The following is a 23,898-nucleotide window of genomic DNA, read 5'->3' on the forward strand; positions in this document are numbered from 1 at the left end:
ATTTAACATTATTCTTTCTGATTCAATAAAAATCATTATTCAAGAAACTTTTGTCACATATTTTTTGTTTTAAAAATGTTATTAAAATGTCTATTTTATTTTTATTTAAATTGAGTGAATATGAAAATAAATGTTGGATTTTCGGTATTAATGGGGTTTTTGATTGGAGTTATTACATGTTATTTTTTTGGAAAAAAATCCATATTAAAAAAATATATTCAACTATTAGAAAAAGCTAACATTCAAGCTAAAAAAATCATAAAAAATGCCGAAAAAAAAGGAGAATCCATAAAAAAAAATAAAATGCTTCAAGCAAAAGAAAAATTTATAGAACTTAAATCAAAACATGAAAAAGATATTCATATTAGAGAAAAAAAAATAACTGACATAGAAAATAAAACAATAGAAAAAGAAAATAGATTATCTAAAGAAATAGAAATATACTTTAAAAGAAATAATCGTTTGGAAACACAAATAAATGATTATGAAAATCAATATAAAATTCTTAAAAATGAACAAAAAAAATTTAAAAATATACATATTAAACAAGTGGAATTACTTGAAAAAATATCTAATTATTCTTCAGAAGAAGCTAAAAATGAATTAATTAAAATTTTTAAAGAAGAAGCAAAAATAAAAGCACAATCTCATATACAAAATATTATAGAAGAATCACAATTAACTGCAAAAATGGAAGCTAAAAAAATTGTAATTCAAGCTATTCAAAGAATAGGAACAGAACAAGCCATTGAAAATGCAGTATCTGTTTTTAATATAGAATCAGATGATGTTAAAGGACGTATTATTGGACGTGAAGGAAGAAATATAAGAGCTTTAGAAAAAGCTACAGGTGTAGAAATTATTGTAGATGATACTCCAGAAGCTATTCTTTTATCTTGTTTTAATCCTATAAGAAGAGAAGTTGCTAGACTTTCTCTTCATAAATTAGTAATAGATGGACGTATACATCCAGCAAGAATTGAAGAAATCGTAGCTAAAACAGAAATTCAAATTGAAGAAGAAATAGTTGAAATAGGAAAAAAAAATATAATAGATTTAGGTATTCATGGAATACATCCTGAATTAATTAGAATGATAGGAAGAATGAAATATCGTTCTTCTTATGGTCAAAATTTATTACAACATTCTCGTGAAGTAGCTCATTTAGCAAGTATTTTAGCTTCAGAACTAGGATTAAATGTTAAATTAGCAAAACGTGCAGGATTATTACATGATATAGGAAAAATACCTGAAACTGAATCTGAACTTCCACATGCTATTTTAGGAATGCAATGGGCTGAAAAATATGGTGAAAATATAGAAGTATGCAATGCTATAGGTTCACATCACGATGAAATAGAAATGAAAGTATTACTATCTCCTATAGTGCAAATTTCAGATTCCATTAGTGGAGCTCGTCCAGGAGTAAGAAAAAATTCTTTTGAATCTTATTCAAAAAGATTAAAAAACTTGGAGAATATAGCTTTTAGTTTTTATGGAGTTAATAAAGCTTTTGCTATTCAAGCTGGAAGAGAACTTCGTGTTTTAGTAGAAAGTAATAAAATTGATGATAAAAAAGCTTTTCAGTTATCTTGTGATATCACAGAAAAAATAAAAAATGAAATGACTTATCCTGGTCAAATAAAAGTAACAGTGATTAGAGAAACTAGAGCTGTACAAATAGCTAGATAGATAAAAAAAATAAAAATTTTATGAAAGACTCTCCTATTACTTCTTTTATTAAAAAATATTTTCTTCATTTTAATGCTTTAACTTTATCAGAAGCAGCTAAAGCATATAAATGTCATATAGAAAATAATGGAAAAATGATGATTACCTTAGCAGGAGCAATGAGTACTGCAGAATTAGGAAAAATATTAGCTGAAATGATTTTAAAAGATAAAGTTCATATTATTTCTTGTACAGGAGCCAATTTAGAAGAAGATATATTAAACTTAATAGCTCATTCTCATTATAAAAAAATTCCAAATTATAGAGATCTAACTCCTAATGAGGAAAAAAATTTTTTAAAAAAAGGATATTATCGTGTAACCGATACTTGCATCCCAGAAGAACAAGCATTTAAAAAACTTCAAAAATATATTTTTAAAATCTGGGAAAGATCTCAAAAAAAATCAGAACGTTATTTTCCACATGAATATATTTATCAATTATTATTAGAAAATATATTAGAACCATATAATATAAATTCAAAAAATAGTTGGGTATTAGCAGCTGCAAAAAAAAATTTACCTATGGTAGTTCCAGGTTGGGAAGATAGTACTATAGGAAATATTTTTGCTTCATGTTGTATGAAAAAATTGTTTAGACCATATCTTGTAAAAAATGGAATTGAATATATGATATTTTTAGCAAAATGGTATCAAAAAGAATGTATAAAACATAAAATAGGTTTTTTTCAAATTGGAGGAGGTATATCAGGTGATTTTCCTATTTGTGTTGTACCTATGCTTTCTCAAGATATAGGTTTTCATCCTACTCCATTTTGGTCTTATTTTTGTCAAATATCTGATTCTACTACAAGTTATGGTTCTTATTCAGGAGCAATACCAAATGAAAAAATAACTTGGGGAAAGTTAGATAAAGATACTCCAAAATTTATCATTGAATCAGATGCTACTATAGTTGCTCCATTAATTTTTGCATATATATTAAATATGTAATTGTATGTATCTTTACAAAAAAATAAAATGAATAATTCATACGATCTTGTTGTTATTGGTTCTGGACCAGGAGGATATATATCAGCAATTAGAGCTAGTCAACTTGGATTAAATACAGCTATTGTAGAAAAATATACTAATTTAGGTGGAACATGTTTGAACGTAGGATGTATCCCTTCTAAATGTATTTTAGATTCTTCTAAATTTTTTTATTTATCTAAAAATGATTATTCTTCACATGGAATTTTTTTTGAAAAATTATCTTTTGATTTTAAAAAAATGATAGATAGAAAAAATAAAATAGTAAATGATCTTAATATTGGAATAAAATATTTAATGAAAAAAAATAAAATTGATTTATATCAAGGAATAGGATCATTTGATGAAAAAAATATTCTATCTATAAAAGAAATCAAATCATTAAAACAAAAAGAAAAAATACAATTTAAGTATTGTATAATATCAACAGGTTCTAAACCTTTATGTTTACCATATTTAAATTTTAGTATAAAAAATAGAATAATTTCCTCTACAGAAGCACTTCATATGGATGAAATACCTAAAAAAATAATTATTATTGGAGGAGGTATAATAGGATTAGAATTAGGTTCTATTTTTAATAGATTAGGAAGTGAGGTAATTATATTAGAAGTAATGGATAATATAATATCAAATATGGATCATTCTTTAAGTAAAGGTATTCAAAAAATATTAGAGAAATCATCTATTCAAATAGAAAATTCTTTATCTATTACTAATGTAAAATTAGAAGATAATAATGAAAAAGTATCAGTTTTTGTAAAATATAATAATGGAAAAAAAATAAAAATTATAGGAGATTATTGTTTAATATCTATAGGAAGAAGTCCATATACAAAAAATTTAGGATTAGAAAATATAGGTATAAAAAAAGATAAAAAAGGATTTATATTAGTTAATGAATTCTTACAAAGTAGTATTAATAATATCTATGCTATTGGAGATGTTATAGGAGGTAAAATGTTAGCACATAAAGCAGAAGAAGAAGGTTTATACGCTGTAGAACATATGATAGGACAAATACCAAATAAATTAAATTACAATTTAATTCCATCAGTTATTTATACACATCCTGAAGTAGCTAGTGTAGGATATACTGAAAATGAAATAAAAAAAAATAAAATAGAATATAATATAGGAACTTTTCCTATGAAAGCATTAGGAAGAGCACGTGCAAGCGGTAGTATGGATGGTTTTTTAAAAATAATTTCTAACAAAAAAACAGATGAAATATTAGGTGTTCATATTATAGGAGATCGTGCTGCAGATATGATAATGGAAGCTACTGTAGCTATGGAATTTCGTTCTTCTTCTGAAGATATATATAGAATATGTCATCCACATCCTACTTATAGTGAATCTTTTAAAGAAGCCTCTTTACTAAATTTTGAAAATCGTTCCATACATATATAGATAGTTAGGTTAGTTATGAAAAAAAATTTTTTTTTCTAATAACTTATCTTTAGTTTCTAAATTTTTTTTATCTAAAACACAACAATTAACTGGACATATAGAAATACATTGTGGTTCTTCATAAAAACCAACACATTCAGTACATTTTTCTGAAACTATAAAATATATATTGTTTTCTATTGGATTTTGATATTTAGTAAAATATATTGGTATATTTTTTTTTTCTTTTAAAGAATTACCATCTATCATTCTCCATTTTTTTCCTCCTTCATAAATAGCTTGATTAGGACATTCAGGTTCGCAAGCTCCACAATTGATACACTCTTTTGTAATTTTTATGGACATTTGAATTTTAGTTTAATTTTTTAAATTATAATGATTAAAATTTTCGATGAATTAGGTTCTTTATTTAGAGAATTTAATAAATTTTATTTACATGAAAAATATATATCTAAACATTTTAAAAAATTTTTTATTCCTTTTCAAAAAATTTTATTAAAAATAACTATTATAAATAGTTGGTTTTCTATAGAAGATTTATTAATAACTATTGACCAATGGGGTAAAACGCTTAAAAAGGAAAAATTAAAAAATTGGATAAAAAAATATGATATAAATAAAAATAATAATTTAAAAAAAGTTTTAGTTATTATGCCTGGAAATATTCCTATAGTAGGATTTCATGATTTTTTATGTATTATTTTATCAGGATTTAATATAATAATTAAACTTTCTGAAGAAGATAATTTATTATTACCTTTTTTGTGTAAAATTTTAGTATATAAAAAACCTGAATTAAAAAATAAAATAAAGTTTACAAAAAATATTTTTAATGAAAAATTTGATTACGTAATAGCTACTGGAAATAACAATACAGCTCGTTATTTTCAATATTTTTTTCGTAAAAAAAACCTTCTTTTAAGAAAAAGAAAAACTTCCATAGCTATATTACAAGGAAATGAAAAAGAAAAAGAATTAATCTCTTTAAACAAAGATATATTAACATATTCTGGAAGAGGTTGTAGAAATGTAGGAAAAATATTTATTCCTTATGATTATAATTTTTTTTTTCTTTTAAAAAATTCATATACATATGAATATATAACAAATAATTATAAATACATGAATAATTATAAATATTATTTAACTATTTGTAAAATGAATCAAATTCCTATTTATAAAAATCACTTTATAATTTTAAAAAATGAAGAAAACTATTATAGCCCAATATCCGTTGTATATTATGAATATTATAAAAATTTAAATATTTTAAAAAAAAAAATTAAAAAAAATAATAAAAAAATACAATGTATAGTCTCTAAAAATTTTTATAAAAAAGAAATTAATTTTGGTCAAACACAATATCCTATATTAGAAGATTTTTCTGATGGAATTGATACAATTAAATTTTTAAATAAATAAATTAATTTATTTATTCATCATAAAAATTTTTATAAAAAAGTTGATCTTGATCAAGATCCATTATTTTTAATACTTTACCTCCTATTTCTGGAGCTTTTAAACCTTTTTTTAATAAAACATTGCATATAAAAATTCTACATTCATCCCATATATTTTCTTTTATGAAACTTTCTAAAATTTTTTTTCCTCCTTCTACAATCATAGATTGTATTTTTTTTTGATATAATATATATATCATATTTTTTAATATTTCTCTATCAAAAGAAATATGAATATATTCTGTATTTATTTCATTTTTTTTATTTTTTTCTGTAAAAACAATAGTAGGTTGTGATTTATCTAAAATAAAATAATTAGAAGGTATTTTAAGTTTTTTATCAAAAAAAATTCTAATAGGGTTTTTTCCAAACCAATCTCTAACATTTAATTTTGGATTATCATTCAATACAGTTTTTCTTCCTACTAAAATACTATTTTCTTCAGATCTCCATTTATGAGTCAATTGTCTAGAATAAATACTACTAATCCAAATTTTTTTTTTTCTATATTTTTTATCTATGAATCCATCATAACTTTGAGCCCATTTCAGAATAATATAAGGACGATTTTTTTCATGAAAAGTAAAAAAACGTTTATTTAAATTTCTACATTTATTTTTTAAAACGTTTTCTATTATTTCTATTCCAAATTCTTTCAATTTTTTTATTCCTAATCCTTTTACTTTATCAGAAGGATCTTTTATTCCAATTACTACTCTTGGTATATTATTTTTAATAATTAAGTCTACACAAGGAGGAGTTTTTCCAAAATGAATACATGGTTCTAATGTAACATAAAGAGTAGAATCAATAAGTAAATGTTTATTTTTTATTTTGTTAATAGCTTCTACTTCTGCATGATTCATCCCATTTTTATAATGCCATCCTTCTGAAATAACAAACCCATTTCGTTCTATTACACATCCAACCATAGGATTAGGATAAGTAAATCCTAAGCCAATTTTAGCCAATTGTATAGCTCTCATCATGAAAATATCTTTATAATTTTTTTTATTCATAATTAATTATGAATTCCATATTTTCCAAGATTCTTCTGCTTGAAGGTATAACATATCTAATCCATTTCTAGTAATAGCTCCTTTTTCTTTTCCTTTTTTTATAAAAAGAGTCTTACTTGGATTATATACCATATCATAAAAATAGTGTTTATTTGTACAATATTCATATGGTAAAGGAGGACAAAAATTTATATTTGGATATGTACCCAAAGGAGTACAATTAATAATAATTTTATATTTATTCAATAAATTTTTATTTATATCTTCATAAGATAAAGCATTTTTATTTTTTTTTCTAGAAACATATTGATATGGTATTTCTAATTTTTTTAATACGAATGAAACTGCTTTAGAGACTCCTCCAGTTCCTAAAATTAAAGCTTTAAGATTTCTTTGACATAAAAATTTTTTTATATCTTTTTTAAAAGATAATTCAAAACCAAAAACATCTGTATTATATCCTATTCTATGTTGATCTTTTATTTTTATAACGTTTACAGATCCTATTAACCTTGTTTCTGTCGTTAATCTTGTTAAAAAAGGAATGATACTTGTTTTATAAGGTATAGTAACATTACATCCTTTTAAAAAAGGATTTTTAAAAATGAAAGATACTTTTTCTATTTTTGGAATGTCAAAAACTTCATATTTTGCATAATTAATCCTTTCTTTTTGAAACTTTTTTAAAAAAAATTCTTTTGAAAAAGAATAATGTATATCCTTTCCTATTAATCCAAAAATATATTTATAATTTTTTTTACAATTAAACATATAAAATTATTCTTCTCTTTTTAATTTCATACGTTCTCTATATTTAGCCCTTAAAATTTCATTTCTTCTTCCTTCAGAAGGTTTTATATATTGTTGTTTTTCTCTAAATTCTTTTAGAATACGAGTTTTATCAAATTTTTTTTTACATTTTTTTAAGGCTTTATCAATTGATTCACCTTCTCTAACTGTAGTAATTAAAATCATACCAAAATACTAATATTTAAGTGGACACTATCGGATTTGAACCGATGTCCTCTACTCTGTCAAAGTAGCGCTCTGAACCAAACTGAGCTAAATGTCCTTTTGTCAACAAAATTAAGTATTTTTTAATAATAAGGATCATAATCTTATAAAATATGTCCTGCAATATTTTAAAAAAATCTATAAAACATTTAAAAGGATTAAGTTTGTATAAAGCTTGTTTATTTAATACAGAACTTAATATTTATTCATATGAAGATTTACTTTTTTTTTATCCAAAAAAGTATATACATTTATCCATATTAAAAAGCATATCAGAATTATCTAATAAAAAGAATAATAATCTTGTAGAAATATTAGGTGAAATAACGTCTGTTGAAGAAAAATATTTTAAAAACAAAGAAGGAAAAATATTAATAGCACGTTTAGAAGATAAAACAGGTTTTATTGAATTAATATGGTTTAAAAAAACCAATTTTTTTAAAAAAAAAATAAAAAATATTACATTCATAGTTTCTGGAAAGATTAGATGGTTTCAAAAAAAAATTCAAATCATACATCCAAATATTAAAAAATTTAAACATTCAAAATACTATTCAAAATGTTCTATATCTCCTATTTATTCTATTCCAGAAAAATTAATAAAAAAAGGAATTAGTAATTTTTTTTTCAAAAATTTATTAAAAAATTTAATAAAAGAATTAAAAGAAGATACTAATATAGTAGAAGACTTTTTTTTTCAAAAATTTATTGAAAAAAAATTAATTCCAAGAAAAAAAGCTTTAATTCAAATACATATTCCAGAATCTTTAGATAATTTATTACAAGCTCAATATTCTTTAAAATTTGAAGAATTATTTTTATTAAAATTATTTTTTTTATCAAAAAAAAATATTGTATATACCTATCCTTTTAAAAAGTTAGGAAAAAATTTTCATAATTTTTATAACCATTTTTTACCTTTTACTTTAACAGAAGAACAAAAAAAAGTAATTAAAGAAATATGGGAAGATTTAAAAAAACCTATTCAAATGAATAGATTATTACAAGGAGAAGTTGGATGTGGAAAAACTATAATAGCTATGTTATCAATGCTTATAACTTTAGATAATGGATTTCAATCATGTTTAATGGCCCCTACTGAAGTTTTAGCTATACAACATTATTATTCCATAAAAAAATTATTTTCTAAAATTGGAATTAAAATTGGTTTATTAACTAGTTCTACTTCAAATAGTATGCGAAAATATATATATAATGAAATATTAACAGGAAAAATTTCTATTTTGATTGGAACACATTCTTTAATACAAAAAAAAGTACAATTTAAAAGATTAGGATTAGCAGTAATAGATGAGCAACAACGTTTTGGGGTGGAACAAAGAGAAAAAATTTATAATAATAATAAAAATCATCCTCATATTTTAATTATGACAGCTACTCCTATTCCTAGAACTTTAGCTAAAGTTATTTATCATGATTTAAATATCTCTGTTATAAAAGAATTGCCTTTTGGAAGAAAACCTATTAATACTATGCATTTTTATAACAAAGACAAAGATAAAGCTTTTAAAATAATAAAAAATCAAATTTTAAAAGGAAGGCAAGCTTACATTATATATCCAACTGTAAAATCCTCTAATAGATACAAAAATTTGGTAAAAGGATATAAAGAAATAAAAGAAAAGTTTAAAAACTTAAAAAATAAAATAGGTATTTTATATGGAAAAATGAAATCTGAAGAAAAAAATATACAAATCAATAGATTTTTACGTGGAGATACCAAAATAATGATAGCTACTACAGTTATAGAAGTTGGAGTAGATATCCCTAATGCTTCTGTCATTTTAATAGAAAATGCAGATTTTTTTGGATTATCTCAACTCCATCAATTAAGAGGAAGAGTTGGAAGAGGTATCCATAAAAGTTATTGTATACTTATAACTGATGATAAAAAAATAAATGTAAAAAGTTCTCTTAGAATAAAAAAAATATGTGAAACAAATAAAGGATTAGAAATAGCAAAAGAAGATCTTAACTTGCGTGGAAGTGGAGATTTAATAGGTACAAAACAAAGTGGTAAAGATTATTTACATATTGTAAATTTCATAAAAGATTATAAATTAATAAAAAAAGTATTTCCTATTGCTATAAATTTTTTTCAAAAAAATCCAAATTTTTTTCAAAAAAATCCAAATTTTTTTCAAAAAAATAATACTTATAAAAAGTATTATTATAGTAAATGGAAAAAAATAATAAATTAATGTCTGTTTCTTTCTCTTTAAATAAAATTCAACGTAAAATCATAGAAACGATTAAAGGTCCTATACTTGTCGTAGCAGGAGCTGGATCTGGAAAAACTCGTGTTATTACATATCGTATAGTTCATATGATTCAAAACAAAGGAATAAATCCTTCTAATATTTTAGCTTTAACTTTTACTAAAAAAGCAGCTAAAGAAATGAAAAATCGTGTTTCTAATATGATAGAAAAAGAAGATTTAGATAAAATGACAATAGGTACTTTTCATTCTATATTTTCTAATATTCTAAGAAAAGAATCTCATTGGGTAGGTTATCAACCTAATTATACTATTTATGATCAAAAAGATTCAGAAAATGTGATTAAAAAAATATTAGAAGATGTAAGTTTCAATATATCTTTAAATATTAAAGAAATAAGAAAAAAAATATCTGAATATAAGAATAGTTTATGCGAAATAAAAAATAAATTAGAATATTTTGATAAAATATATAAATACTATATAGAACGTTGTTTTAAAGCAAATGCTATGGATTTTGATGATATATTACTTCATACTAATTATTTATTTATTCGTTTTCCAAATATTCTTAAAAAATATCAAGAAAAATTTAAGTATATTTTAATAGATGAATATCAAGATACTAATTTATCACAAAAAAAAATACTAAATAATTTAGCTTTAAAACATCAAAATATTTTTGCAGTAGGTGATGACGCTCAAAGTATTTACGCTTTTCGTGGAGCAAACATTTCAAATATTTTAAATTTTCATATTGATTATGATACAGCTAAAATTTTTCGTCTTGAACAAAATTATCGTTCTACAAATCACATCGTAGAGGCTTCTAATAATATTATTTCTTTTAATAAAAATCAAATTTTTAAAAAAATTTGGACAAATAATGAAAAAGGAGAAAAAGTAAAAATATACTGTGCTTTTTCAGAAAAAGAAGAAGCACGGTATATTGCTAATTCAATTCTTTTAATTAAAAAAAAAGAAAAATTTCAATACAAAGATTTTGCTATTCTTTATAGAATCAACACACAATCTCATATTATTGAATATGCTCTTAAAGAAAAAAATATTCCATATAATATATACGGTTCTATTTCGTTTGAAAAACGTAAAGAAATTAGAGATTTATTCGCTTATTTTAGGATAATTCATAATCCAAATGATGAAGAATCTTTATTACGTATTTTAAAAAAAATAACAAATAATAAAATTGTAAAATCTATATTAAACTTATCTAAAATAAAAAATACTACAACTTATGATATAATAAAAAATATTTTTTTTCATAAAAAATTATTAAATATAAATATAAAAACAGAAGATAAAATAAAAAAATTTTTTATGAAAATAGAAAATTTACGTATGAAATTAGATAAAGAAAATGCATATACAATAGCAAAATATACAGTAAATTTTTTGTTAAAGGAAAATGAAAAAAATTATAGTAATGAAGACTTCAAGTATATACTTAATAATATACTTTTTTATGTTAAAGAACAAGAAAAATTAAAAAATAATGGAGATATTAGTTTGTCTGGATTTTTACAATATTTTTATTTAGAAATAGAAAATAATAATATTAATAATGAAGAAGATAAAATATCATTAATGACTGTTCATTTGTCTAAAGGATTAGAATTTTCTATTGTTTTTATTGTAGGATTAGAAGAAAACTTATTCCCTTCAAAATCAAGTTTAGAAAATCAATTCAAAATAGAAGAAGAACGTCGTTTATTTTATGTAGCTTTAACAAGAGCTCAGAAAATGGCTGTATTAACTTACGCAAAATACCGGTTTTTATGGGGAAATAGGAATAAAAATAATCCTAGTCGTTTTATTAGTGAACTTAATAAAAATTCTATTGATATAGAAAATCATAATTATATGTCTCTACTTTCTGATGTCAATAGACAAAAATTTTTATATAAAAATGAAGAAAAAAATTCAAAAATAAAAAAAGGAATAAAAGTTTTTCATCCAAACTTTGGAATGGGTACAATTTTAGATTTACAAGATTTAAATAAAATAGCTATAATTAAATTTAAAAAATTAGGTAAAAAAAAAATTTTATTAAAATTAGCTAAACTTACTTTTTTTTCATAAAAAAAACCTTATTGGTAAATAATGGATGATTCAAAAAAAATCAAACTTAATTTTAATCTTCAGAAAATAATTTGTTTAGTAGCTATTATTTTCTTTTTTATAAAATTAATTACTTGGCATATTACTTCTTCACTTTCTATATTTAGTGATGCTATGGAAAGTTTAATTAATATAATTAGCGGATTTATAGGATTATATAGCCTTTATATATCTTCTTTACCTAAGGATCAAAATCATCCATATGGTCATGGAAAAATAGAATTTATATCAACAGCAATAGAAGGGGGTTTAATTTTTTTTGTAGGAATCAATCTTTTTATAAATACTTTTATACGCATAAAAAATAATATGATATATGGAAATGAAATTATTTTATCACGATTAAATTATGGAATATTATTAATGTTGTTTACTGCTATCATTAATTATTTTTTAGGATTTTTGGCTTGTAAAATAGGACATAAAAATGATACTTTAATTTTAATAGCAAGTGGAAAACACCTTCAAATAGATACTTATTCTACTTTTGGTATAGTTATAGGATTAATTTTACTAAATAAAACTAAATGTATTTGGATAGACCCTATAATTTCTATTATTTTTTCATCTTCAATATTATACACTGGATTAAAATTATTAAAAAATGCTACATCTGGAATTATGGATGAATCTGATAAAAAACTTTTAAAAAAGTTATCTTCCTATATCAAAAAAAAAAGAGATATTCATTGGATAGATCTTCATAATTTAAAAGTAATTAAATACGGTAGTGCTTTACATGTTGATTGTCATTTAATTGTTCCTTGGTTTTTTAATATTAAAGAAGCTAATAAAGAAGTTAAAAAACTAACTATTTTAACTAAAAAAAAATTTGGTACTAAAGTAGAGTTATCTGTACATGTAGAAGCTTGTTCTGATAATCATTGTATATTTTGTAATAAATATTGTCAAGTAAGAAAAAATTTTTATCAAAAAAAAATTCTTTGGACATTAGATAAAACATACAATCATACTACGTAAATCCTAAAAATAAAAGATATTATTTTTATTTAAAAAAAATAAATCATGGAATATAATACTAATCGTTTCAAATTAGTTATACCAGAATATGGTAGAAACATTCAAAAAATGATAGATTACGCAATACAAATAAAAAATAGAGAAAAAAGAAACCGTTGTGCATGGGAAATTATAAAAATAATGACAGTGTCAACTAATACTAGATTTAATAAATCTATTCCTTATTTTCAGCATAAATTATGGAATCAATTATTTATTATGTCTAAATATCAATTAGATATAGACCCCCCTTTTCCAAAATCTAATTCAGAAAAAATAAAATTTTGTTATAAAAAAGTGGCATATCCTGAATATTTAACTAGTTTTCGATATTATGGAAAAATAATAAGAAATATGATTCATGTGGCAATACATTGTAAAAATAAACAAAAAAAAGAAGGATTATTTTATGCTATAGCGAATACTATGAAAAAAAATTATTTAAGATGGAATAAAAATATAGTAGAAGATGATATTATATTTAAAGATTTAAAAGAACTTTCAAAAGGAAAAATATGTTTAATGAAAAATACAGATTCGTTATTACAATCTTACCATATTTTAAGAAAAAATAAAAAGAGAAAATAAAATAATAATGGGAAGTTTCAAAATAGAAGGAGGACTTCCTTTAAAAGGAGAAATAAAACCACAAGGGGCTAAAAATGAAACTTTACAAATATTATGTGCTGTATTACTAACTTCACAAAAGTTAAGAGTTAAAAATATTCCAGAAATAGGAGATGTTAAATGTTTAATGAATATTCTTCAACATTTAGGAGTTTTAATAAAAAAAAATGGAATTGGAGATTATACTTTTCAAGCAAAAAAAATAAATATCGAATATTTAAATACAAAAAAATTTTTTAAATATGGAAAATCTATTAGAGGTTCCATTATGATAGCAGGTCCTTTACTTACTAGATTTGGAAAAGTGTGTATACCTATTCCTGGAGGAGATAGAATTGGTAGAAGACGATTAGATGCTCATTTAATAGGATTAAAATTATTAGGTAGTGATATTTATTATCATAATGAACAAAAATATTTTTATTTACATACAAATAGAAAAAAATTAACTGGTCAATATATTTTAATGGAAGAAGCATCTATTACAGGAACAGCTAATATTATAATGGCAGCAACCCTAGCTAAGGGAAAAACTATTATTTATAATGCTGCTTGTGAACCATATATACAACAATTATGCAAATTGTTAAATAAAATGGGAGCAAAGATAAGAGGAATAGGTTCTAATTTAATTAATATAGTTGGTGTAATAGAATTAAAAGGATGTACTCATACTATATTACCTGATATGATAGAAATAGGTAGTTGGATAGGATTAGCTGCTATTACTTGTTCGGAAATACGAATTAAAAATGTTAGTTGGAATAATTTAGGTATAATACCTAATACGTTTAGAAAAATAGGAATAAAATTAGAAAAAGAAAAAGATGATATTTATATTCCATCACAAAAATCTTATCAAATAAAAAAATTATTAAATAACGCTATATTAACAATATCTGATTCTCCATGGCCTGGATTAACTCCAGATTTATTAAGTATTTTAACTGTAGTAGCTACTCAAGCTGAAGGAAGTGTTTTAATTCATCAAAAAATGTTTGAAAGTAGATTATTTTTTGTAGATAAACTTATTGAAATGGGAGCACAAATAATATTATGCGATCCTCATAGAGCTACTGTTATTGGTTTAAACCATAAATCTTATTTACGAGGATCTGTATTAAATTCTCCAGATATAAGAGCTGGAATATCTCTTCTTATAGCAGCTCTTTCTGCTAAAGGAACAAGCATTATAAAAAATATAGAAGAAATAGACAGAGGATATGAAAATATAGATAAAAGATTACGCGTATTAGGAGCTAATATTTCAAGAATAGAATAATTAAATATTCTGATTTTAGTACTTTTTAAAATTATTTTATCACATAACTTTATATATCATAATAAATATAAATAGATAAATGAAAAAAATTAAAAAAAATAATAATGAAAAATTATGGCTAAATTTGAATATATAACTAAAGAAGGGTTAAAAAAATTACAAAAAGAAATAGAAAGACTAGAAAATATAGAACGTCCAAAAATATCTATGCAAATAGCTGAGGCTAGAGATAAAGGAGATTTATCAGAAAATGCAGAATATGATGCAATAAAAGAAGCACAAGGTTTTTTAGAAATGAATATAGCTAAATTAAAAAAAAAATTATCTAATGCACGTATTATAGATGGTTCTCAAATAAATAGAACTAGAGTTTCTATTCTTTCTACAGTTAGAATAAAAAATTTAACTTATGGAGGAGAACAAATATATACTTTAGTTCCAGAAGGAGAAACTGATTTAAAATTAGGAAAAATTTCTATAAATACTCCTATATCAATAGGTTTATTAGGAAAACAAGTAGGACAAATAGCTCATATTAAATTACCTAACAAAATGATACTTGATTATGAAATTTTAGAAATAGCGTTTAGTGAATAATAAAAATATTTTTAATAAAATAATTAAAAACGAAGTTTTTTCCTATAAAGTAGCAGAAAATATTGATCATTTAGCTTTTTTAGACATTCATCCTATGAAAATAGGACATACTTTAGTAATACCAAAAAAAATCAATAGAGACAAAATTTTTTCTCTTTCAGAAAAAGATTTTGTCTCTATTATGTCTTTTTCTAGAAAAGTAGCTATAGGTATTGAAAAAACAATTCCTTGTAATCGTGTAGGAATATTTGTTATGGGATTTGAAATCCCCCATATTCATATACATTTAATTCCTATGGATAAAGAAAGTGATGGATATTTTTCTAAAACAAGAATTATTTTATCTACAAAAAAATTAAAATTTTTATCATATATAATAAAAAAATCAATTAATTTATAAATTTTTAATTATTACAATGAAATAAAATTTTTAAACCTTTTATTGTATGCATTTTATCTTTAAGATGAATCCTTTTTGTTAAAGGAGTATATATATGTGATAATCCTCCTGTAGCAATCACAAAACAACTTGTTTTTAACTCTTTATTGATTCTTTTTATTAAACCTTCAACCATACTTGTATAACCATATATTATCCCACTTTGTATACATGTTTCCGTATATTGTCCTAATATACTAGAAGGTTTTTTTAGTTCTATTTGTGATAATTGTTCTGTATTTCCAATTAATGCTAATAATGAACTATTTACTCCTGGAGCAATAATAACTCCTTTAAGTTTTCCATACTTATCAATACAAGTTAAACTTAATGCTGTTCCGAAATCTATTACTAATGTAGTTTCTTTATATAAAATATACGCAGCTATAGCATTAGCATATAAATCTGTACCTAATTGATGAGAATAATGTTTTATAGGAGAATCAGAATATCTATCTACTACCATAGGTTTTATTTTATGTATTTCATATAAAGATTGTTCTACAATGTTTGTAAGAGTTGGAACTACTGATCCTATTACTATATGATGTATCAATTTTGAAAAAATACCATATTGTTGATATATGTTTCTAAACAACAAAATATATTCATCTAATGATTTATGAGGATTACTATTAATAATCCATGAACAATTGCATTTTAAATTATAATTATTATTATCAAATAGTCCAAAACGAATACTTGAATTTCCTATATTTATAGTTAATAACATTAACTCATTTTTGATAAAAAATAATTTGAATTAAAAAAATAAATTTATTTTACAATTTATATTATTTTTAATCATCAATATTGTATTACGATAATCAGTTATTTTACATATTTTATGTTAAAAAATCATATTTTTTATAAAAAAAATATAAACTTCATAATAAAAGGAGAAGGTGTTCCTATAGTTTTATTACATGGTTTTATGGAAAGTTTAGAAATATGGCATTATATATATCAAATGATATCTAAAAAATATAAAGTAGTTAGTATAGATTTACCAGGTCATGGAAAAAACAGTTTTTCAGAAAAAAAATATATTTTTTCCATGGAGGAAACAGCTGAAATTATAAAATTTTTTTTAGATGAAAAAAAAATAGAACAAGCAATTTTTGTTGGTCATTCTATGGGTGGATATATAGCTTTAGCACTTGCAGAAAAATATCCTAACATGTTTTTAGGATTATGTTTATTACATTCTACAGCAGATTCAGATACTGAAGAAAAAAAAAAAAATCGTATTAAATCTATTCAATTAGCAGTAAAAAATTATCCTTTATTTATATCTACAAGTATAAATAAATTATTTAATCCTAAAAAAATTCTTTTTTTACAAAAAGAGATTTCTTTTGTTAAAAAAATTGCATTATCTACTTCTATTAATAGTGTTATTCCTTTTTTAAGAGGAATGTCAATGAGAAAAAATAGAAAATTTTTATTAAAAAAATATGATTTTCCAAAATTATATATAATTGGTTTATATGATTTAATTCTTGATTCAAATAAAATTAATGAAGAAGCAAAAAATGGAAATAAAACTTATTCTGTTAATATATCTACAGGTCATATGGGGCATATAGAAAATCCTGTAAAAATAATAAAAATATTAGAAGATTTTATAAAAAATATTTTATAATAAATGAATAAAAAAATTTTACGTAAAAAATATTTTTTTTATAGAAATTCTTTTTCTAAAAAAGAAATTCAAAAAATGAGTTATGAAATTTTTTTTCAACTAAAAAAAAATTTCATATGGAATAAAAAATATTATCATATTTTTTTACCTATACGAAAATATAATGAAGTTGAAACATTTATTATTATTAATTTTCTTTTAAAGAAAAAAAAATATATCACAATACCCTATTCAAATTTTAAACAATTATATATATATAATTGTTTTTTTGATGAAAAAACTTTATTAAAAAAAAATAAATATGGAATTTTTGAACCTATATACAAACGTTTTATACATCCTTATTTTATAGATATTATGTTTATTCCTTTATTAATATTTGATATTAAAGGTTATCGTATAGGTTATGGAAAAGGATTTTATGATAGATTTGTTCTTTTATGTAAAAAAAACGTTATAAAAATTGGATTAAGTTTTTTTGATCCAATAAATAATATTGGAGATATACATAAAAATGATTTATCCTTAGATATAGGTATTACTACTAATCATATTTATTTATTTAATAATTTTTAAAAAAATACTTTAAAAATATCCCAAAAAATAATAAATATCATCATTAAACTAATAATAATAAAACCATAAATAGTGCATTTTTCAATAATTTTTTCATTTACTTTCTTTCCTATCAACATTTCTATCATAATAAATAATATGTAACCTCCATCTAATGATGGAATTGGAAATAAATTTAAAAAAGCTAACCAAATAGATAAAGTACCAGTTAAAGACCAAAAAACATACCAATTCCATTGAGAAGGAAATTCTTTTGCTATAGAAAAAAAACTACCTATTTGTTTATAGGCTTTAGTTTCTACATGTATAATATTTTTTAAAAAAATAATTTGATTTTTTAGAACATTATAAGATTTTATAATTCCATGATAAAAACTATCAAAATAAGAATAATTCTTTTTTTCAAATAAAAAAATATGATTTAGATCCATAAAACTTTTTAAAAAAATACCTAAAATACCTTTTGAATCTATAAATACTTCTTTTTGAATAAGTTTTCCATTTCTATTAATAGATATTAATATATTTTCATTTTTATAGTTTGACAAACTATCTTTTAGTTGATCAGAAAAAAAAATTAATTCAGAATTAATTGCTAATATTTCATCATTATTTTTTAATCCATATTTTTCTGCTTTTGAATTTTTAATTACATAATTAATAATAGGAGGAACACGTGGTTTAATAAAAAAACCAAATTTTTTTCTATCAAAAAGAAATTTTTTTTTATTATTTAAAGATAAATTTAAAATTTTTCCCATACGGTCCACAGTTATAGAATTTCCTAAAAAAATGGATTTTGGAATTTCATTGAAATATTTAATATATTTTCCATTTACAAATAAAATCTTATCTCCATTTTTCAATCCTATTTTTTTTCCTAATGAATCTACTTCTATTCCATATTTTACATTTTTTGTAGGTAGATAAATTTCTCCATATTGAAATAATAAAAAAGTAAAAATTAAAATAGATAATATTATATTGAATATAATACCACCAGAAATAATTAATAGTCTTTTTATAGCAGATTTAGAACAAAATTCCCAATTTTTATTTTTATTTTTTTTTGATAAATTTGAACAATTTTCTTTTATCATTCCATATATTTTAACATATCCTCCCAAAGGAAGCCATCCAATTCCATAAATAGTATGACCTATTTTTTTTTTAAAAATAGAAAACCAAGGATCAAAAAATAAAAAAAATCTTTCAACTCGTACTCTAAATATTTTTGCTAAAATAAAATGTCCTAATTCATGAACAACAATCAAAATGGAAATACTAAAAAGTAATTGTATAGATTTGATAAAAATAGATGTCATTTATTATAAAATAAAAAGATAAATTTAAACCTTTATTTCATATTTATTCATGACTAAAAATTTATTTTTATTTAAATAAAATATAATATAATTTGAATTTATCTAATCTTAAAAAAGGAGAAAAAGGAATTATAAAGGGATATAAAAATGAAGATTTCCCTATAAAATTGTTAGAATTAGGAGTTTTACCAGGAGTAAAATTTGAAATACTTTTTGTTTCTATTTTTTATGATCCATTATGCATTATATATGATCAATCTTGTTTAGCTTTACGTAAAAAAGAAGCAGAAAATATTATAATAGAACCTATTAAATAATGCAAAGAAGAATAATAAAATTAGCACTTATTGGAAATCCAAATGTAGGAAAAACTTCTTTGTTTAATCAATTAACAGGACTTAATCAAAAAGTAGGAAACTATTTAGGAGTAACAGTAGATAAAAAAATAGGATATTTTTATAATGAACAAATTTATTATCAAATAATAGATCTTCCTGGTATTTATAGTATTTATCCTTCATCTGAAGATGAAGAAGTCGTCAGTAAATTATTAAATAATATAGAAGATTTAGATTATCCAGATAAAATTATTATTGTAGCTGATTCTTCAAATATAAAAAAAAGTTTGCTTTTATTTAGACAAATACAAGATTTAGGATTTCCTGTTTTATTTGTATTAAATATGCTTGATGAAGCAAAAAAAAAAGGAATATCTATTGATATAGAAAAACTTAAAAAGTTTCTTATAACAGAAATCGTTTTGATTAATGCAAGAAAAGGAATAGGAATAAAAAAATTGAAAGAAAAAATAAAAAATATTAAAAAAATAAAAAAATGTTTTTTTTTCAATCCAGGATTAAATTATTCTGTTGCTATTGATGAGGTAAAAAATATTTATAAAGTAAATACTTATAAAGCTTGGTTTTATTTAGCTTATAATAAAAAAATTCTTCAAGAAGATTCTATATTAAATAAAATTAAAAATAAACATCATATTATATCTAAACGACTACAAATAAAAGAAATATTAGATAGATATGAAGAAATAGGAAAAATATTCTCTAAGACTGTTTTCGAATTGATTTCTAATAAAGAAAAAAAATTCTTAAAAATTTCAAAAGAAATAGATAATTCTTTAATTTTACATCCTTTTTGGGGATACTTTATTTTTATATTTTTTTTATTTTTTATTTTTCAATGTGTTTTTTTTTGGGCAGAAATACCTAAAAGATTTATAGAATTTTTTTTTTATACTATTCAAAAAAAACTAGAAAATATTTATCCAGGACCTTTAAATAATTTAATCACACAAGGAGTACTACCTGGTATTAGTACTATTATCACCTTTATTCCACAAATTTTTATTTTATTATTCTTTTTACTTCTTATGGAAGAAAGTGGATACATAAGTAGAGTAATTTTTTTAATGGATAGAATTATGCGTCCTTTTGGACTAAATGGAAAAAGTGTCGTTCCTCTTATTTCTAGTATAGCTTGTGCTATTCCAGCAATAATGTCAGCTAGACATATTGAAAATCCAAGAGATCGTCTAATTACTATTTTAGCTACTCCTTTTATGACATGTTCTGCTAGATTACCTGTTTATACACTTATTATATCTTTAATTATACCAGATAAAAAATGGTATATCATTCAATTACGTGGAATGGTTCTTATGGCTATGTATCTTTTAGGAATTATATCAGCTTTAAGTATTTCAATGATTCTTCATAAATTCTTGAAAAAGAATTATAAAAGTCATCTAATTATGGAAATTCCAACTTATAAAACACCAATACTTAAAAATATATTAATTACTTTATGGATACATCTTAAATCCTTTATCCTAAATGTAGGAAAGATGATTTTATTAATAAATATAATAATATGGGTTTTAGGTACATTTGGTCCATCAAATAAAAATTCTACTATGTTAGAATACATAAATATACAAAAAAAAGAACTACCTGATTCTTATTTAGGTTTGTTAGGAAAAAAACTTGAACCAGTTATTCATCCATTAGGATACGATTGGAAAATAGGTATAGGGTTATTATCATCTATTGTAGCAAGAGAAGTATTTGTTAGTACCATGGCTTCTATGTATAGTATAGAAAAAAAAGATTTTTTAAAAGAAAAAATGAAAAAAGAAGTAGTTACTGGAACTAAAAAACCTATTTATAATTTATCTACAGGTATATCTTTACTATTTTTTTATACATTTTCTATGCAATGTATGAGTACATTATCTATAATAAAAAAGGAAACAAAATCTTGGAAATGGCCTATTATACAATTTATATTTATGACTTTATTAGCATATATATCTTCTTTTTCTATATATCAAGTATTTAAAAAATAAAATGTGTCAATATTTAATCATATTCATATTATTTTTATTTTCTATTATATTTTTTTGTAAAAAATTTATTAATTTTTTTTCAAATAAAAAAAAAATTTGTAAAAATAAATGCAATTGTAAGTTATAAATACTTATTTTTCATTTTATTAATAGAGTCATATATAAGATCATTAAATAAATCAGATAAAGATATTCCTGCTATTTTTAATTGTTTAGGAAAAATACTTTCTTTTGAAAGTCCTGGAATTGTATTAATTTCTAAAAAATAGGGTTCATTATTTACAATAATATATTCAGATCTAGATATTCCTGATAAATTAAGAATTTTATATACTTTTTTAGCTGTTTTTTGTATTTTATTTACTATATTTGGAAGTAATCTAGCTGGTGTTATTTCTTGAGATTTTCCTGAATATTTTGATTCAAAATCAAAAAAATCATTTTTACTAATTATTTCAGTAATAGGTAAAACTATTACTTCATTTTTAAATGAAAAAACTCCTACTGAAATTTCTTTTCCTTCAATAAAAGATTCAATAATGATTTCTTCATCTTCTTTAAAAGCTATTTTTATTGCTCTATAAAAATGTTTTTTTTCATAAACTTTACTTATTCCTAAACTAGATCCAGATTTACTAGGTTTAACGAAACAAGGCATTCCTATTTTTTTTAGTATTTTTTCTTCACTAAAAGTTTCATTTTTATTTAAAAAAAAAGATAAAGGAGTATTAATTCCAAAATTTTTTAGTAAACTGGAGCAATATTTTTTATTAAAAGTCATATTAGAATGATAAAAATTACATCCTGTATAAGGAATTTTTAATAATTCAAAATAAGCTTGCAATATTCCATCTTCTCCTGGTGTTCCATGAATCACATTGAATATACAATCAAATTTTATATTTTTATTATTTATTAAAACACTAAAATCTTTTTGAATAGGATATTCTTTCTCTTTTTCATCTATCATAAACCATTTTTCTTTAAAAATAAAAACTTTATAAGGTTCAAATTTATTTCTGCATAAATTTTTATAAACTACTTCACCACTTTTTAGTGAAATATCAGATTCTTTTGAAAATCCACCCATTATAACAGCAATTTTTTTCATTATTTATTTTTATTTTTATTTTATATTCTTCAGTTTATGAATTATTATAAATATTTTTTGATTTTTATACTTAATTTATTGATAGCTATTTTTATTTTATATAAAATAACTCAATTTGCATTAAAATGGGTAGACATTTACACTAAACATGATTCTTATGTTGTAGTACCAAACTTGCGTTATTTTACTTTATCTAAATCTATTTCTATTTTAAAAAAAATAGGATTAAAATATAATATAATAAGAGTATCACGTTATAATCCTAATTTTAAACTTAATCAAGTTATTTCTTTTTTACCAGAAGCTGGAGATCATGTGAAAGAAGGAAGGCATATATATATACAAGTAAATTCAAATAATTTTTTACAAAAAAATAAATACACAGTGTTACCAAACATTATAAATAAAGATATAAAGATTGCAATGAAATTACTTGATGATAATCATATTTTAATTAAAGATAGTAAATATGTTAATGACTTTCTTAAAAATGTAGTTTTAAAAGTTTTTTATAAAGATAAATCTATAGAATATGGATACAGATTGCCTATAAATAAAAAACCTGAAATTACTTTAATAATTGGTAAAGGATATGAAAAAAATAATTTTATTACAGTTCCTAATGTTATAGGAATGTCATTGCATTCTGCTATTCAGATATTGAAAAAAAAATTATTTAATATTATTAATTTTTATTACGAATATCCAATGATAAATTCTGTTGTTAAAAATGCAAAAGTATATCGTCAAAAACCTAATTTTGGAGAAATTTATAATAAAAATAAACCTATTGAAATTTGGTTAACTTCAAAAGAAATATTAGATAATTTGATACAAAAAACAGATAAAAAAGAAGATAAAAAAGAAGTTAAAAAAGAAGTTAAAAAAGAAGATAAAAAAGAAG

Annotated in this window: 23 protein-coding genes and 1 tRNA gene; 16 read left to right on the top strand and 8 right to left on the bottom strand. The window is 21.7% G+C overall.

Annotation, left to right across the window (positions count from 1 at the left end; all coding sequences use genetic code 11):
• Positions 1 to 120 precede the first annotated feature (120 nt).
• The 3 genes from rny to lpdA are packed head-to-tail and all read left to right on the top strand — an operon-like array spanning position 121 to position 4,136.
• A complete protein-coding gene (gene rny, locus H0H36_RS02425) occupies positions 121 to 1,692 on the top strand; it encodes a ribonuclease Y (RefSeq protein ID WP_185869501.1) in 1,572 nt (523 codons plus the stop codon).
• Between the two features lie 20 nt (positions 1,693 to 1,712).
• Positions 1,713 to 2,684: a deoxyhypusine synthase family protein gene (locus H0H36_RS02430; RefSeq protein ID WP_185869502.1), complete on the top strand. Its 972-nt coding sequence runs from the start codon at positions 1,713 to 1,715 to the stop codon at positions 2,682 to 2,684.
• A 27-nt stretch (positions 2,685 to 2,711) separates the two neighbouring features.
• Positions 2,712 to 4,136 carry a dihydrolipoyl dehydrogenase gene (gene lpdA / locus H0H36_RS02435; RefSeq protein ID WP_185869503.1) on the top strand — a complete coding sequence of 475 codons (1,425 nt, stop codon included), beginning with the start codon at positions 2,712 to 2,714 and terminating at the stop codon, positions 4,134 to 4,136.
• Between the two features lie 9 nt (positions 4,137 to 4,145).
• Here the strand turns inward: lpdA and H0H36_RS02440 are convergent, their stop codons facing one another.
• Positions 4,146 to 4,481 carry a 4Fe-4S dicluster domain-containing protein gene (locus tag H0H36_RS02440; protein ID WP_185869504.1) on the bottom strand — a complete coding sequence of 112 codons (336 nt, stop codon included), beginning with the start codon at positions 4,479 to 4,481 and terminating at the stop codon, positions 4,146 to 4,148.
• 30 nt (positions 4,482 to 4,511) lie between these two features.
• Here H0H36_RS02440 and H0H36_RS02445 point away from each other — a divergent pair, with 30 nt between their 5' ends.
• Positions 4,512 to 5,558, top strand: coding sequence for an acyl-CoA reductase (locus H0H36_RS02445; RefSeq protein ID WP_185869505.1), 1,047 nt, complete (start codon positions 4,512 to 4,514; stop codon positions 5,556 to 5,558).
• 10 nt (positions 5,559 to 5,568) lie between these two features.
• Here H0H36_RS02445 and ribD read toward each other — a convergent pair whose 3' ends face one another.
• The 4 genes from ribD to H0H36_RS02465 form a co-directional block, all read right to left on the bottom strand.
• Entirely contained in the window at positions 5,569 to 6,615 is a 1,047-nt protein-coding gene (gene ribD / locus H0H36_RS02450; RefSeq protein ID WP_185869506.1) for a bifunctional diaminohydroxyphosphoribosylaminopyrimidine deaminase/5-amino-6-(5-phosphoribosylamino)uracil reductase RibD, read from the bottom strand.
• A gap of 6 nt (positions 6,616 to 6,621) precedes the next feature.
• Positions 6,622 to 7,386 (bottom strand): shikimate dehydrogenase family protein, encoded by a 765-nt coding sequence (locus H0H36_RS02455; RefSeq protein WP_185869507.1) that lies wholly within the window; start codon positions 7,384 to 7,386, stop codon positions 6,622 to 6,624.
• Between the two features lie 6 nt (positions 7,387 to 7,392).
• The gene (gene rpsU / locus H0H36_RS02460) at positions 7,393 to 7,590 is read right to left on the bottom strand and encodes a 30S ribosomal protein S21 (protein WP_185869508.1); all 198 of its coding nucleotides are present in this window, start codon (positions 7,588 to 7,590) and stop codon (positions 7,393 to 7,395) included.
• A gap of 21 nt (positions 7,591 to 7,611) precedes the next feature.
• Positions 7,612 to 7,687 (bottom strand) — tRNA-Val (locus H0H36_RS02465).
• A gap of 55 nt (positions 7,688 to 7,742) precedes the next feature.
• On the opposite strand from H0H36_RS02465, the gene recG reads away from it, so the two are divergent.
• From recG to H0H36_RS02500, 7 genes are all read left to right on the top strand, one after another.
• A complete protein-coding gene (recG, locus tag H0H36_RS02470; protein ID WP_185869509.1) occupies positions 7,743 to 9,851 on the top strand; it encodes an ATP-dependent DNA helicase RecG in 2,109 nt (702 codons plus the stop codon).
• Positions 9,830 to 11,971 carry an ATP-dependent helicase gene (locus H0H36_RS02475; RefSeq protein ID WP_238786194.1) on the top strand — a complete coding sequence of 714 codons (2,142 nt, stop codon included), beginning with the start codon at positions 9,830 to 9,832 and terminating at the stop codon, positions 11,969 to 11,971. Before recG ends, H0H36_RS02475 begins: the two co-directional genes overlap by 22 nt.
• 21 nt (positions 11,972 to 11,992) lie before the next feature.
• Positions 11,993 to 12,991, top strand: coding sequence for a cation diffusion facilitator family transporter (locus H0H36_RS02480; protein WP_185869510.1), 999 nt, complete (start codon positions 11,993 to 11,995; stop codon positions 12,989 to 12,991).
• 45 nt (positions 12,992 to 13,036) lie between these two features.
• Positions 13,037 to 13,618 carry a DUF4290 domain-containing protein gene (locus H0H36_RS02485; RefSeq protein WP_185869511.1) on the top strand — a complete coding sequence of 194 codons (582 nt, stop codon included), beginning with the start codon at positions 13,037 to 13,039 and terminating at the stop codon, positions 13,616 to 13,618.
• A gap of 7 nt (positions 13,619 to 13,625) precedes the next feature.
• Positions 13,626 to 14,939, top strand: coding sequence for a UDP-N-acetylglucosamine 1-carboxyvinyltransferase (gene murA / locus H0H36_RS02490; RefSeq protein ID WP_185869512.1), 1,314 nt, complete (start codon positions 13,626 to 13,628; stop codon positions 14,937 to 14,939).
• Between the two features lie 114 nt (positions 14,940 to 15,053).
• Complete coding sequence (gene greA, locus H0H36_RS02495; RefSeq protein ID WP_185869513.1) at positions 15,054 to 15,536, top strand: transcription elongation factor GreA; 483 nt, start codon at positions 15,054 to 15,056, stop codon at positions 15,534 to 15,536.
• Positions 15,529 to 15,936 (top strand): HIT family protein, encoded by a 408-nt coding sequence (locus H0H36_RS02500; protein WP_185869514.1) that lies wholly within the window; start codon positions 15,529 to 15,531, stop codon positions 15,934 to 15,936. Before greA ends, H0H36_RS02500 begins: the two co-directional genes overlap by 8 nt.
• 4 nt (positions 15,937 to 15,940) lie before the next feature.
• On the opposite strand, the gene H0H36_RS02505 is transcribed toward H0H36_RS02500, so the two are convergent.
• Positions 15,941 to 16,708 (bottom strand): type III pantothenate kinase, encoded by a 768-nt coding sequence (locus H0H36_RS02505; protein ID WP_185869515.1) that lies wholly within the window; start codon positions 16,706 to 16,708, stop codon positions 15,941 to 15,943.
• A 114-nt stretch (positions 16,709 to 16,822) separates the two neighbouring features.
• On the opposite strand from H0H36_RS02505, the gene H0H36_RS02510 reads away from it, so the two are divergent.
• Together H0H36_RS02510 and H0H36_RS02515 are read left to right on the top strand one after the other, a co-directional pair.
• Positions 16,823 to 17,620: an alpha/beta fold hydrolase gene (locus H0H36_RS02510; RefSeq protein ID WP_185869516.1), complete on the top strand. Its 798-nt coding sequence runs from the start codon at positions 16,823 to 16,825 to the stop codon at positions 17,618 to 17,620.
• A gap of 3 nt (positions 17,621 to 17,623) precedes the next feature.
• Positions 17,624 to 18,196, top strand: coding sequence for a 5-formyltetrahydrofolate cyclo-ligase (locus tag H0H36_RS02515; protein WP_185869517.1), 573 nt, complete (start codon positions 17,624 to 17,626; stop codon positions 18,194 to 18,196).
• Here H0H36_RS02515 and rseP read toward each other — a convergent pair.
• Entirely contained in the window at positions 18,193 to 19,521 is a 1,329-nt protein-coding gene (rseP, locus tag H0H36_RS02520; RefSeq protein WP_185869518.1) for an RIP metalloprotease RseP, read from the bottom strand. The two genes, H0H36_RS02515 and rseP, sit on opposite strands and share 4 nt — an antisense overlap.
• 92 nt (positions 19,522 to 19,613) lie before the next feature.
• Here rseP and H0H36_RS02525 point away from each other — a divergent pair, with 92 nt between their 5' ends.
• On the top strand, positions 19,614 to 19,838 hold the full coding sequence (locus tag H0H36_RS02525; protein WP_185869519.1) for a FeoA family protein: 225 nt from the start codon (positions 19,614 to 19,616) through the stop codon (positions 19,836 to 19,838).
• Positions 19,838 to 21,883: a ferrous iron transport protein B gene (gene feoB / locus H0H36_RS02530; RefSeq protein ID WP_185869520.1), complete on the top strand. Its 2,046-nt coding sequence runs from the start codon at positions 19,838 to 19,840 to the stop codon at positions 21,881 to 21,883. Before H0H36_RS02525 ends, feoB begins: the two co-directional genes overlap by 1 nt.
• Before the next feature lie 121 nt (positions 21,884 to 22,004).
• Here feoB and H0H36_RS02535 read toward each other — a convergent pair whose 3' ends face one another.
• The gene (locus tag H0H36_RS02535) at positions 22,005 to 22,994 is read right to left on the bottom strand and encodes a D-alanine--D-alanine ligase (RefSeq protein WP_185869521.1); all 990 of its coding nucleotides are present in this window, start codon (positions 22,992 to 22,994) and stop codon (positions 22,005 to 22,007) included.
• A gap of 36 nt (positions 22,995 to 23,030) precedes the next feature.
• Here H0H36_RS02535 and H0H36_RS02540 point away from each other — a divergent pair.
• Positions 23,031 to 23,898: PASTA domain-containing protein (locus H0H36_RS02540; protein WP_185869522.1), on the top strand; the 868-nt coding region annotated here is incomplete at its 3' end.

The organism is Blattabacterium cuenoti, from assembly GCF_014252395.1.
Taxonomy (GTDB): Bacteria; Bacteroidota; Bacteroidia; order Flavobacteriales; family Blattabacteriaceae; genus Blattabacterium; species Blattabacterium cuenoti_AA.

What these genes read in the sequence shown, in the direction of transcription:
- rny (WP_185869501.1), top strand. Translation starts at nt 121, where the DNA reads ATGAAAATAAATGTTGGATTTTCGGTATTAATGGGGTTTTTGATTGGA.
- H0H36_RS02430 (WP_185869502.1), top strand. Translation starts at nt 1,713, where the DNA reads ATGAAAGACTCTCCTATTACTTCTTTTATTAAAAAATATTTTCTTCAT.
- lpdA (WP_185869503.1), top strand. Translation starts at nt 2,712, where the DNA reads ATGAATAATTCATACGATCTTGTTGTTATTGGTTCTGGACCAGGAGGA.
- H0H36_RS02440 (WP_185869504.1), bottom strand. Translation starts at nt 4,481, where the DNA reads ATGTCCATAAAAATTACAAAAGAGTGTATCAATTGTGGAGCTTGCGAA.
- H0H36_RS02445 (WP_185869505.1), top strand. Translation starts at nt 4,512, where the DNA reads ATGATTAAAATTTTCGATGAATTAGGTTCTTTATTTAGAGAATTTAAT.
- ribD (WP_185869506.1), bottom strand. Translation starts at nt 6,615, where the DNA reads ATGAATAAAAAAAATTATAAAGATATTTTCATGATGAGAGCTATACAA.
- H0H36_RS02455 (WP_185869507.1), bottom strand. Translation starts at nt 7,386, where the DNA reads ATGTTTAATTGTAAAAAAAATTATAAATATATTTTTGGATTAATAGGA.
- rpsU (WP_185869508.1), bottom strand. Translation starts at nt 7,590, where the DNA reads ATGATTTTAATTACTACAGTTAGAGAAGGTGAATCAATTGATAAAGCC.
- recG (WP_185869509.1), top strand. Translation starts at nt 7,743, where the DNA reads ATGTCCTGCAATATTTTAAAAAAATCTATAAAACATTTAAAAGGATTA.
- H0H36_RS02475 (WP_238786194.1), top strand. Translation starts at nt 9,830, where the DNA reads ATGGAAAAAAATAATAAATTAATGTCTGTTTCTTTCTCTTTAAATAAA.
- H0H36_RS02480 (WP_185869510.1), top strand. Translation starts at nt 11,993, where the DNA reads ATGGATGATTCAAAAAAAATCAAACTTAATTTTAATCTTCAGAAAATA.
- H0H36_RS02485 (WP_185869511.1), top strand. Translation starts at nt 13,037, where the DNA reads ATGGAATATAATACTAATCGTTTCAAATTAGTTATACCAGAATATGGT.
- murA (WP_185869512.1), top strand. Translation starts at nt 13,626, where the DNA reads ATGGGAAGTTTCAAAATAGAAGGAGGACTTCCTTTAAAAGGAGAAATA.
- greA (WP_185869513.1), top strand. Translation starts at nt 15,054, where the DNA reads ATGGCTAAATTTGAATATATAACTAAAGAAGGGTTAAAAAAATTACAA.
- H0H36_RS02505 (WP_185869515.1), bottom strand. Translation starts at nt 16,708, where the DNA reads ATGTTATTAACTATAAATATAGGAAATTCAAGTATTCGTTTTGGACTA.
- H0H36_RS02510 (WP_185869516.1), top strand. Translation starts at nt 16,823, where the DNA reads ATGTTAAAAAATCATATTTTTTATAAAAAAAATATAAACTTCATAATA.
- H0H36_RS02515 (WP_185869517.1), top strand. Translation starts at nt 17,624, where the DNA reads ATGAATAAAAAAATTTTACGTAAAAAATATTTTTTTTATAGAAATTCT.
- rseP (WP_185869518.1), bottom strand. Translation starts at nt 19,521, where the DNA reads ATGACATCTATTTTTATCAAATCTATACAATTACTTTTTAGTATTTCC.
- feoB (WP_185869520.1), top strand. Translation starts at nt 19,838, where the DNA reads ATGCAAAGAAGAATAATAAAATTAGCACTTATTGGAAATCCAAATGTA.
- H0H36_RS02535 (WP_185869521.1), bottom strand. Translation starts at nt 22,994, where the DNA reads ATGAAAAAAATTGCTGTTATAATGGGTGGATTTTCAAAAGAATCTGAT.